This is a genomic window from Streptomyces wedmorensis (genome assembly GCF_000716445.1).
Classification (GTDB): Bacteria; Actinomycetota; Actinomycetes; order Streptomycetales; family Streptomycetaceae; genus Streptomyces; species Streptomyces wedmorensis.
The window spans coordinates 1-275 of the sequence record NZ_JNWK01000200.1 but is presented as its reverse complement, the minus strand read 5'-3'; the positions used below and the strand labels follow the sequence as shown (position 1 = coordinate 275).

The window sequence follows — 275 nt, the reverse complement described above, 5'->3', positions numbered from 1 at the left end:
CGCCGCTCTCAGTGCTGAACCACTGGAAGGACGAGATCACCGCCACCGCGCCGGGCACCCCCGTCCGCGTCCTGCACGGCCCGCGCTCCACCCTCCACCGCCTGGAACCCCACGCGATCGTCCTGATGACCTACCAGGCACTGCCCTCCCGCCACACAGCCCTGCTCGCGCAGCGGTGGTCGATGGTGGTGGCCGACGAGGCACAGAACATCAAGACCGCCCACGCCGTATGGGCACAGCGCCTGCGCTCCCTCAACTCCCACGCCCGGTTCGCC

1 protein-coding gene is annotated in these 275 nt (G+C 70.5%); it reads left to right on the top strand.

Features of this window, described 5'->3' with window-relative positions; genetic code table 11:
* The coding region (locus OO54_RS41095; RefSeq protein WP_245236760.1) for an SNF2-related protein at window positions 1-275 on the top strand (275 nt) is incomplete at both ends.